This is a genomic window from Mucilaginibacter sp. GW822-FHT03E02 (assembly GCF_058801545.1).
The window spans coordinates 1375300-1386329 of the sequence record NZ_JBXANJ010000001.1 but is presented as its reverse complement, the minus strand read 5'-3'; the positions used below and the strand labels follow the sequence as shown (position 1 = coordinate 1386329).

Annotated in this window: 7 protein-coding genes; 5 read left to right on the top strand and 2 right to left on the bottom strand. The window is 43.1% G+C overall.

Features of this window, described 5'->3' with window-relative positions:
- Nucleotides 1–43: 43 nt before the first annotated feature.
- The 4 genes from AC1RM2_RS05605 (at nucleotide 44) to AC1RM2_RS05590 (ending at nucleotide 7444) form a co-directional block, all read left to right on the top strand.
- Nucleotides 44–1285, top strand: a complete 1242-nt coding sequence (locus AC1RM2_RS05605) for a vanadium-dependent haloperoxidase (protein WP_492984020.1) — start codon at nucleotides 44–46, stop codon at nucleotides 1283–1285.
- Between the two features lie 18 nt (nucleotides 1286–1303).
- On the top strand, nucleotides 1304–2860 hold the full coding sequence (locus tag AC1RM2_RS05600; protein WP_492984019.1) for an FG-GAP repeat domain-containing protein: 1557 nt from the start codon (nucleotides 1304–1306) through the stop codon (nucleotides 2858–2860).
- An 80-nt stretch (nucleotides 2861–2940) separates the two neighbouring features.
- Nucleotides 2941–4491 carry an FG-GAP repeat domain-containing protein gene (locus tag AC1RM2_RS05595; protein ID WP_492984018.1) on the top strand — a complete coding sequence of 517 codons (1551 nt, stop codon included), beginning with the start codon at nucleotides 2941–2943 and terminating at the stop codon, nucleotides 4489–4491.
- Nucleotides 4492–4648: 157 nt separating this feature from the next.
- Entirely contained in the window at nucleotides 4649–7444 is a 2796-nt protein-coding gene (locus tag AC1RM2_RS05590) for a glycoside hydrolase family 2 protein (RefSeq protein WP_492984017.1), read from the top strand.
- A gap of 206 nt (nucleotides 7445–7650) precedes the next feature.
- On the opposite strand, the gene AC1RM2_RS05585 is transcribed toward AC1RM2_RS05590, so the two are convergent.
- On the bottom strand, nucleotides 7651–8709 hold the full coding sequence (locus tag AC1RM2_RS05585) for an agmatine deiminase family protein (protein ID WP_492984016.1): 1059 nt from the start codon (nucleotides 8707–8709) through the stop codon (nucleotides 7651–7653).
- Between the two features lie 128 nt (nucleotides 8710–8837).
- Nucleotides 8838–9707, bottom strand: a complete 870-nt coding sequence (locus tag AC1RM2_RS05580) for a carbon-nitrogen hydrolase (RefSeq protein ID WP_492984015.1) — start codon at nucleotides 9705–9707, stop codon at nucleotides 8838–8840.
- 377 nt (nucleotides 9708–10084) lie between these two features.
- On the opposite strand from AC1RM2_RS05580, the gene AC1RM2_RS05575 reads away from it, so the two are divergent.
- Nucleotides 10085–11023 carry a lysylphosphatidylglycerol synthase transmembrane domain-containing protein gene (locus tag AC1RM2_RS05575; RefSeq protein WP_492984014.1) on the top strand — a complete coding sequence of 313 codons (939 nt, stop codon included), beginning with the start codon at nucleotides 10085–10087 and terminating at the stop codon, nucleotides 11021–11023.
- The last annotated feature ends 7 nt before the right edge of the window (nucleotides 11024–11030 follow it).

The window sequence follows — 11030 nt, the reverse complement described above, 5'->3', positions numbered from 1 at the left end:
CTTATCTTTGATTTATAGTTGCGGACAAAAAAAAACAACGCCCTTGTTAAAAGACGCGGATGTACTACATAATAACGTTGATCAGTTAACGCAGGTTATTATTTATGATGTGTTTACACCTCCGGTTGCAAGCCGGATTTACGGCTATACTACATTGGCAGCTTACGAAGCTGAGCGTTACGCTGATACCAGTTATAATTCAATAGCTGCCCAGTTAAAGGGCTTTGGCAAACCGCCTAAGCCCAACAAAGATTTTAAATACAATTTTACACTGGCCGCAACCAAGGCTTTTTTTACGGTAGCACACAAAATTACTTTCTCGGTAGATACGTTGCAAAAATACGAGGATAAGGTTTACGCTATGTATAAGAATAACCTTGATGATTCGACTTACTCGCGTTCAATAGCTTTTGGCGCCCAGGTAGGTAAATTCATCCTTAAACGCGCATCAGTTGATAATTACCCGCAAACCCGTGGCAAGCCTCGTTTTTTGGGTAACGATGGCCCTGGTCAATGGCGCCCAACTGCCCCCGATTATCTTGATGGAGTTGAGTTTTGCTGGGGTACCATGCATACTTTTGCTGTTGATACTTCAACGCAATTTAAATTACCACCGCCCCCGGCTTTTAGCGACGACAAAAACAGCCCTTATTTTAAGCAGGTTGTTGAGGTGTACGAGTTAAGTAAACACATCACCCCCGAGCAAACTACTATAGCCCGCTTTTGGGATGATAACCCTTTTGTAATTCAGCACAATGGGCACATGATGTTTGCCAATAAAAAAATTACCCCCGGTGGCCACTGGATTGGTATTACGGCTATTGCCTGTAAACAAACCCATGCCGATGGTATAAAAACCGCGCAGGCATACGCACTTACTTCTATAGCCTTATTTGATGCTTTTATAAGCGGATGGCAGGTTAAATACCAAACCAACTACATAAGGCCGGTTACGGTTATTAACGATAAAATTGACCACGACTGGCTGCCTATGCTGCAAACGCCACCATTCCCCGAGTATCCAAGCGGACATAGCGATATCAGCGCAGCATCTGCCGTGATGCTTACCCACTTGTTTGGCGATAATTTTGCTTATCAGGATACCAGCGATTTAAAATATATAGGAATGCAGCGTCATTTTGATTCGTTTTTAAAAGCGTCTGACGAAACATCTATAAGTCGTTTTTACGGCGGTATTCACTATCGGAACAGTGTTGACCAGGGGGCTGTACAAGGCCGGCAGGTTGGCGAATACATCTGGAAGAAACTTAAACTTAAAAAATAACGGTACTTAACGCTTTATATGTACTTCAAACCAAAATACCTGGCGGCTACTTACCTGCTTTTATTTACAGTTTTATTATCGTTTGCTACGTTGATTTATGGCTGCAAACCCAAAACAAGTCAGCCCTATAAGTTAACCGGTAATGTAAAGTTAGATGGCGAAAACCTGGTACAATTAAAATGTACAAGATGTCATGCATTAACACCCATAAATGCTTTGCCAAAGGATGTTTGGATAAATCACGTGTTGGTAAGTATGGCGCCTATGCTAAAAATTTCTACTTACGGAGGGCAATTTTTTAAACAGGATGCTAAAGATACTACGGGCGCAAGCATACTGGAGTGGCTGGCTATTGTTAATTATTACAAAAAGTTTGCGCCCGATACATTGTTACCCGCCAAAAAACCTACGCCACTGGTTGAAGACTGGGCTGGGTTTACTTTAAAAAAGCCAGCGCCCTTTAATTCAACCAGTTTTACCACCGCTATAAACTATAACCCGGCTACCAAAAAGTTGTACAGTGCCGATGCAGTTAATGAAAAATTATATGGTTGGGATAGCAATTTAAAAGCCGATACGCTGGCATCGCTGCCCTCAGCGGGCGTTGATATCAGCTTTGATAAAGAAGCTGGCAGTAACATTGGTTTTGTATCGGCCATTGGTCGCATGGCACCAATTGATTTCCCTAACGGGAAAATTGTGAAGCTTAATCTTGATGCTAAGGACGTTCACGCTTCTGAAACTTATATAGCATCAGATTTGCCCCGGCCCGTTCAAACCATTGTAGGCGATTTCAATAAAGATGGCCTGAACGACATTGTAGTATGTGGGCAGGGCGATAAAAAGGGCGGCGTTTATTTGTTGGTTCAAAATAAAGACAAAACCTATACTCAACAACCTATTTTAAATAAAGCAGGATCGGTGCAGGCTTTAAAAGGCGACTTTAATAAAGATGGATGGCCTGATGTGATGGTTTTAACTGGCACAGGTGACGAGGGACTATGGCTATTACTAAATGACCAGAAAGGCGGATTTACGACGAGAAAATTACTTACTTTCCCGCCGACAAACAGTTCAACCAGTTTTCAGTTGGTTGATATGGATCACGATGGTAATCTTGATTTGGTTTATACCTGTGGGTATAATTACCATGATTCGCGCATTTTAAAACCCTACCATGGCCTGTATATTTTTACCAACGCCGGCGACTGGAGCTTTAAACAGAAATATTTTTACCCTATAAATGGCTGTACCAAGGCAATTGCTGCTGATTTTGATGGTGATGGCGATGTTGATATTGCCACGATAGCCTTTTTTGCAGATATGCAAAACACAGCCTATGAGGAGTTTATCTACTTTGAACAAAACAAACCGTTTGATTTTAAACCGCACGCCGTGCCTGTAAGTAAATATGGCCGCTGGATGTGCATGGAAACAGCCGATTTAAATAACGATGGGAAGGTTGATATTATATTGGGTAATTACGCTGATGGGTTTAAATTCATCCATGGCCTGCAACCGCAATGGGATAGAAATTTGCCGCTGATTGTGCTTGAAAATCATACAAAAAAATAGGTTATTACTATAATAGATTATATAATAAGCGTCTATCTTCAAAGCTTTGAAAGCTGCTTCGGAAAACGGGATAAGTGTAAATGATTAATAAACAAAAGTTTTTTTTCCATTCATTAATCATAGCGCTGTTTGCTGCGCTCACAACATGTGGCAGTTGCAATAGGGATAATGGGCAGGCAGACGATGAAAGGTATATTGAGGAGGGCAAGCAACTGGCTCAAAAGCGCTGTTCCACCTGTCACCAGGCGCCAGATGCATCTTTGCTTGATAAAGCAACATGGGATAAGGGTATTTTGCCGGCAATGGCAGCTAAGTTTGGTGTAAGGCCCTTTATGGGCGACTACCTGGTATACTCATCCTCGGCCATATCAAACGCCGATTGGCATAAGATTGTAATGTATTACAAAAGTGCTGCGCCCGATAAATTGGCTATCCCTAAGCCCAATGCGGTGAAAGATTGGGCTATTTTTAGCTTAAAACGGCCGGCAAAGGCAGATACCACCAATGGTATGGCCATGACAACTATGGTTGCTTTTAACCCTAATGATAAAAGTTTTTATACTGGCGGAGCCGGTGATAAGCTCTATAAATGGGATAGCAACCTCAACGCCACAGTTGTCAAAAAATTCCAGTCGCCGGTAGTTGATGCGGATTTTTTTAAAACGGTTGCAAATCCTAATGGCGCGGTTATTACCTGTATCGGAGTGTTGCCCCCTAATGATCAGCTTAAAGGGAAACTGATCAGCCTTAACCTTAACAGTAAAATGAAGGGCAAAGATTCGGTTTTAATTACCGACAGCTTGCCCAGGCCGGTAAAAAGCGCTTATGCCGATTTTAATAAAGATGGCTTAATGGATTATGTATCCTGTGGATTCGGCCACAATAAAGGTGGCCTATTCCTGGTGCAGCAACAATCGGCGCATCAATTCACAAAAAAAATCATCAGGGCAATGCCAGGGCCAAGTCAGCTTTATATTGATGATTACAACCATGACGGCTGGCCCGATATTGTATGCCTGTTTGCCCAGGCTGATGAGGGTGTGTGGCTGTTTCTGAATGACAAAAAAGGAGGGTTTACCACGCAAAATCTGGTGCGTTTTCCATCTGTTTATGGATCGAGCAGTTTCCAGTTCATTGATTTTAATAACGATGGCAAACCGGATATTTTGTATACCTGTGGCGATAACAATGATTACTCGCCTATATTTAAACCCTACCATGGGGTATATATTTTTACCAACCAGGGCAACTGGAAGTTTAAGCAAACCTATTTTTACCATATCAACGGATGCTCAAAGGCTATGGCCACAGATTTTGACCATGACGGCGACCTTGACCTGGCCGTTATCGCTTTCTTCCCCGATTTTAAATACCATCCCACTGAAGGTTTTACCTACCACGAACAAGTAAGTCCTGGCAAATTTAAAGTACACGAGATCCCGGTTAATCCTTATGGCCGCTGGCTCGCCATGGATGTGAACGATATTGATGGCGATGGCAACATGGATATCGTTTTAGGTAATTTTTCGGTAGGCGCAAAAGGACTTATCAACCAAAAAGACTACAATCCTAACTGGGACATGTATTCGCCCATCACTGTATTACACAATACCACCAAAAAGCGGCCCTGAAAGTTGTATTTGTATCATTTGTATGATAAAATGATAAATAAGTACAATATCATCCTGCCGATTGTTAATTAGTTTTACCGTTGTTAATTATTGCCCAATGGGTGTTTCCATGCCTATTCATTGAATGGCCGGTGGGCATCCCTGTTAAAAAATCATTATGATGAAAAAAACTATTAATGCGGTATTTGGTGTTGTCGCAGCCTGCGTTTTTCCCGCCTTTTTGTCGGCCCAAACGGCCCCCGTAAAGCAGGTTAAACTGGTTAACTTTGATTTGCAATCCTCGGCATTGATTAACGCCAGCGGTGCCGAGTTATCAAGTATCCAATACCATTCGTCCATATACTGGTTTCCGGTTAGGGTACCTTCAACCGTGTTAACGGGGCTGGTGGCCAATAAAATTTATCCCGATCCATACCAGGGATTAAATAATATGCTGATCCCCGATGCATCAGATCAGTTTAATAAAGAATATAACCTGGAGCAATACAGTCATTTACCCAATGATCCCAATCCATGGAGAAAGCCCTACTGGTACCGTACCACATTTAAAGTTGCAGCGGCAGATAAGGGCAAACAATTTCAGCTGATATTTAAGGGCATCAACTACCGCGCAGCAGTGTATTTAAACGGCAAACAAATTGCCGATAGCACCCAGATGGCCGGCATGTTTGCCGAGCACAACCTGGATGTTAGTAAAGCTATCAATGCCGGTGGCGAGAACGCGTTAGCTGTAAAAATTTACCCCTTGGATTACGCAGGTTATCCTGCAAAGGAACAGTTAAAAGCCCTTGGCCCATTCTACGAAAATGGAGGCCCTACCGGCGATATCGGCAAAAACGTAACCATGCTTTGCTCTGCCGGCTGGGATTGGATTCCCCCGGTTCGGGATCGTAATATGGGTATCTGGCAGCCGGTTTTTTTACGGACCACGGGCGCAGTTACTATAGGAAGGCCAAAATTGGTAACCAATTTGCCAAACCTGCCCGATACCAGTACGGCTAAACTATCTTTAAAACTTACTTTATCAAACAATACTTCGGTTGCCAATGCAGGTAAGCTAACCATCAGTATAAAACCCGAAAACTTTGCAGGTTTACCTGTGCAGTTTACGCAGGCGTTTTCCGTTCCTGCAAACTCGGGTACAGCGGTTGATTTAAACGCCGATAATATTAGCCAGCTGGTTATTCATCAGCCTAAATTATGGTGGCCCAATGGGTATGGTAAAGCCAACTTATACCGTATTCGCCTGCAATATGCCGATGCCAAAGGTATAAGCGATGATACTACTTTTGTTTTTGGGGTGCGTACGGTATCGTCAAACGCCGAAAAAGTGAACGGCTTTGTACGCCGGCAGTTTTATGTAAATGGCAAGTTGGTACATTTAGTAGGCGGCGCCTGGGTACCCGATATGATGGTGAACCGCGATTCGGCCCGGTATGATTACGAGATGCACCTGTGCCGCAATGCCAACGTGAACCTGGTTCGCATTTGGGGCGGTGGAGTTACCGAACCTGATGCGTTTTGGAACGCAGCCGACAAATATGGCCAGATGGTATGGTCGGATTTTTGGATCACCGGCGATACGCAGGGTGAGTTTAAAGGCTCGCCGGATTGGCCTTTGGAAGGCAACGTATTTACCAAAAATGTTCAGAGTACTATTTATCGTATCCGTAATCACCCAAGTCTGTTGGTTTGGACCGGGGGGAACGAAGGCCATGCCCGTAAGGAATTGTACGACAAAATGCGCAACGATATCATTGAACTGGATGGCACCCGTCCGTTTATACCAAGTTCATCGGGCTTTGCCAAGCTACCCGAAGGTTGGAAGGGCTCGTGGCCGGATGATATGCCTTCTGGCGTTTATAGCGGTGGCCCATATGCCTGGAAAGATCCTAAAGAATATTACAAACTGGCCAATTTGGCTCATGATTGGGTATTTAAAGACGAAACTGGTTTGCCATCGCAGCCACCTTATACCACGCTGCCAAAAATAATTCCCAACCTTACCTGGGATAAAACTTTGCCTTTCCCCTTAAATAATACCTGGGGATATCATGATGCTGCCACAGGCGCGGGTCAGTATGATAAGTACTATGACGAAATGGTAAAGCGCTATGGTGCACCAAGCAGCATCGTCAACTTTTCGGATAAGATGCAGTTCTTGAACTACATTGGCTACCAGGGGATTTTTGAGGCAGATGGCCATAAGTTAAACCAAACAGGTGGTGTTATGCTTTGGAAACTGAACGCTGCGCTCCCAAGTGTTATCTGGCAAATTTATGACTGGTACCTGGAGCCAAATGCAGGCTACTACAGCATGCAAAACGCCTGTGAGCCTGTGCATATCCAGTATAACTACGATAATTCGAGCGTGTCTATTATTAACCGAACGCACCATGCAACAGGTAGTTTAAGCGCTACAGCCGATGTTTTTGATATCGATAGCAAGCTCATTAAATCTATCAAATTAGATCATGTTGGTTTGGCTACAAACGGTGTGCTGGAAATTATTCAGCTTAAGGATGTTTTGGCAGGTACACAAGGTGTAAGCTTTGTAATACTTAACCTAAAAACTTCAACCGGCAAAGCGGTTTCGCACAACGCTTACTGGCTATCTGCAACAGATGAATTCAAAACGCTTAACGATATGAAACATGCACAGGTAAGCGCCAAAATTATCAAAACCGAAAAAGGTACCGTAGAAAGTAAATGGACCGTTCAATTCACCAACACATCAAATAAACTGGCATTCTTTGTACGCCCGCAACTAATGAAAAACGGCGAAGAAATTATGCCAAGCTACTGGACAGGTAACTATTTTACCCTGGCCCCGCATGAAAGCATAGCCCTATCGGTAACCGCCCCGGCAGCCAAATTAGGTAACGTAACCCCAACCATATTGCTGGAAGGCTGGAACCTGGATAAGCAAGTGATCGGGTTAGCTTCAAAGTAGTAAAGAAAGTTCCTATAATAGAAAAGCCCTTAAAAAAGGGTTTTTCTATTACCAAAAGTTATAATTGTTGCGGTTTTGTTGCGGTTTGTAAATTATGACAATTCGTAATGTGTTGATTAATAGTGATATGTGATTTTACAGTGTTTCACCTGTTTCGCAACACAACACTTTTTCATCTGCACATCTGTAATCTGCACACCTGCACATCAAACCGAAGGTTCCTGCTGGCTCAAACAGTGGAAGCTACCCAGTCCCCAGATAATATCTGTTGAATCAATGCCTACAACCTCGCGGCCGGGGAAACATTGCTGGATGATTTGCAATGCTTTATCATCATTTGCCGAACGGTACGTAGGTACTACCACCGCCGAATTAGCGATATAGAAGTTAGCGTATGATGCCGGCAAACGGGTGTCTTCGTAAATTATTTCGTCGGGCATTGGCAACTCAACTACATTAAGTTGTTTACCGTTAAGCAAGCGCATGGTTTTAAGTGCTTCAAGGTTTTCTTGCAGCAGATGATAGTTATCGTCGTTTTTGTTTTCTTCAACAACGGTAACTACGGTGTCTTCATTTACAAAACGGGTAATATCGTCGATATGGCCGTCGGTATCATCGCCAACAATACCATCACCCAGCCATAAAATTTGTTCGGCACCGTAAAAATTACGCAGGTAGCCTTCAATCTGGTCCTGGTTAAGATGTGGGTTACGGTTTTTGTTAAGCAGGCAGGCGGTGGTTGTTAAAATAGTGCCCTTGCCATTAAAATCGACAGAGCCACCTTCCATTACAATCCCCGGGTTAAATACCGGCAAACCAAAGTGATAACCAATTTTTGTAGGGATTACATCATCCAGGTCAAACGGCGGATATTTACCGCCCCAGGCGTTGTAACCCCAATCAACAGTAGCTTTTTGTTTGGTATCCGGGTTTATCAAAAATGCCGGTCCGTGATCGCGACACCAGGCATCGTTGGTAGCAAATTCAAATAGTTCAATTTTGCTCATATCAACCCCGGCATTTTGCAGCTGGAAGGCTACCGAGGCTTTCATGCTTTCATCAACCACGTTTATGCGCACTAATTCGCCTTTGGTTAGTACTTTGATGAATTCAATGTATGCTGGATAAATCAAATCTATTTTACCCGGCCATGAAGCCTCTTTATGAGGCCACGAAAGCCAGGTGGCGGTATGTGGTGTCCATTCCGCGGGAAAGACGAATCCCTGCGAAGCGGGAGTTTGTATAGTAGAAATTTTTTGACTCATAATTGGTATATGAAATACCCATTATGTCATTGCGAGCGTAGCGCGGCAACCTCGTAGCGGGCAGGGCAAACATGCATAGCTACGAGATTGCCACGTCGTTCCTCCTCGCAATGACAAAGGGTGGTAAATTAATCTTCGTCCAGTAACCGTTTTGTTATCGGCTGATAGCTGTCAATCCTTCTGTCCCTTAAAAAAGGCCAGTGACTGCGGTAGTAATCAGATTTATCCAGATCCAACTCCTGCACAACAACTTCTTCCTGGTCATGTGATGTTTGATGGATGATGGCGCCAAACGGATTGGCAAAAAATGATCCGCCCCAGAATTTTACGCCGGCTTCTTCGCCTACGCGGTTGATGCTTACAACGTGTATGCCATTTGCAACCGCGTGCGAACGTTGGATGGTTTGCCATGCGTTGTATTGTTCAATATTTGTAGCCTCGTCCTGAGTGGTAGCCCAGCCAATGGCGGTTGGATAAAACAGGATATCGGCACCCATCAACGCTGTAATGCGGGCAGCTTCGGGATACCATTGGTCCCAGCAAATCAAAACGCCTAAACGACCGTATTTGGTATTGAATACCTTGTAGCCCAGATCGCCGGGAGTAAAGTAAAATTTTTCGTAAAAACCCGGATCATCGGGGATATGCATTTTGCGGTATTTGCCAAGGTAGTTGCCATCGGCATCTAAAACAGCTGTGGTGTTGTGATATACACCTTGCGCACGCTTCTCAAAAAGCGAAGCAATGATCACCACATTTAACTCAGCAGCAACTTTCGACAATTCGTCAGTTGATGGGCCGGGGATGGTTTCGGCCAGTTTAAAGTTGTCGTAATCTTCTACATCGCAAAAATAAAGCGAGGTAAATAGTTCTTGTAAGCAAACAATCTGCGCACCTTTAGCAGCTGCTTCCCTTACTTTAACAATGGCCTTTTGCAGGTTCTGCTGCTTATCTGCAGTACAGCTCATTTGCACAATGCCAACTTTTACTTTGTTCATACCTATAAAAATTTGCGCAAAAATAACAATTATGAATTTATGATTGCGCCGATAATTATATGATTACACTGATTTGATTTGCAGGTTATATGGGTGTCGGTTTTAACGCGGTTTTTTCTCGCGCAAAGACGCAAAGGCGCTAAGAAAAATAAGGAGTTTGACTTGCATCTTTGAGCGGAAAATAATCTTGGTTTTAAATAGCTGTTTTAGGAAATCGTTCTTGATTTTTTTGACTAAAGCTTTGCGTCTTACCGTCTTTGCGCGACAAAAATATCCTCCCTGTTAAACTTTTATACAAAAAGCTTTAAACTTGATTTTACCTTTAAATAACGTGCCGGTTATATCCAAATAAAAAAATACCATAGCTTTGCACCCAGATGACAGATACCGAAGAAATTATAGACGAAGGCACCGAACATAAAACCTGGAAAGGCAAGCTTTGGGGCGTTGTTAAAGTTATCCTGATTATTGTAGTTACCGGCGGCCTGTTGTATTGGGTTTTTAGCAAAGTACCATTTGCCAAAATAAAGTACAGGTTGGTACATGCCGACAGGGCCTGGCTGGCAGCCGCAATTCTTTGCTATTTCGGTTCAATGTTATTTTCGGCCTGGCGGTTATTGAGCTTTTTTAAGTCGATAGGCTTAAAGCTTGATTATCGCTTTAATTTACGCCTGTATTTTTTAGGCCTGTGTTATAATGTACTACTACCCGGCGGTATAGGTGGCGATGGGTATAAAATTTACCTGCTGCACAAAAAATATAAACTACCCACCAAAAAAGTATTCTGGGCTATTTTGTTCGATAGACTAAGCGGCTTTTGGGCTATAGGCGTTATCACCGTTGCACTTATTATTTTAATACCGCACATCAGTATACTGGTAGGTTTAAAAATTCCGATAACTTTGCTGGTTGTTGGCTCTGTTGTATATTATGTAGTTGTTCGCAAATTTTTCAAAGAGTATACTCATAATTTTTTTGCAGCGCATTTAAAGGCTATCGGCGTACAATCCATGCAGTTGCTGTGCATTGTATGTTTACTGCTTGCCCAGGATTTTACCGGCAAATTTGCACCTTACCTGCTTTCGTTTCTCATATCTGCTTTTGCATCTGTGATTCCATTTGGTTTAGGCGGCGGCGGCGTACGCGACGCTATTTTTTTAAACCTGGCCAAGCCATTTCACCTTACCGAGGATATGGCTCTTTATTTAAGTTTCACGTTTTTACTTATATCTATCGTAGTAGCCTTATTGGGTGTGTATTACGTTTTTCGTACCGATAAACTGCAGGCTGGTTTGCCCGATATTGAAGAAAAATAGACAGGTT